Source organism: Microtetraspora sp. NBRC 13810 (assembly GCF_030268685.1).
Lineage (GTDB): Bacteria > Actinomycetota > Actinomycetes > Streptosporangiales > Streptosporangiaceae > BSRQ01.
This window is the reverse complement of record NZ_BSRQ01000111.1, coordinates 1-249: the sequence shown is the minus strand read 5'-3', so window position 1 is coordinate 249 and position 249 is coordinate 1. Positions and strand designations below refer to the sequence as shown.

Genomic DNA, 249 nt, shown 5'->3' with positions numbered 1-249 from the left:
CCTCACCCACGACTGGGCCACAGCCGAGGACCTCCTGCAGGAATCCTTGGCCAAGGCGTGGTTCGCCTGGCCGGGCATCGACGAGCCGGAGGCGTACGTGCGGCGCGTGCTCATCACGACCTATACCTCGTGGTGGCGCAGGCGGTGGCGCCGGGAGCTGCCCAGCGACGGCCTGCCGGAGGAGCCGGTGCACGACCAGGTGACGGACGAGCGGGCGACGCTCTGGCAGGCGGTGGGCCGGCTGCCCGC

1 protein-coding gene is annotated in these 249 nt (G+C 73.1%); it reads left to right on the top strand.

What is annotated here, in order from left to right:
* On the top strand, nt 1-249 hold a 249-nt coding region (locus QSK26_RS41655; RefSeq protein ID WP_285780885.1), incomplete at both ends, for a sigma factor.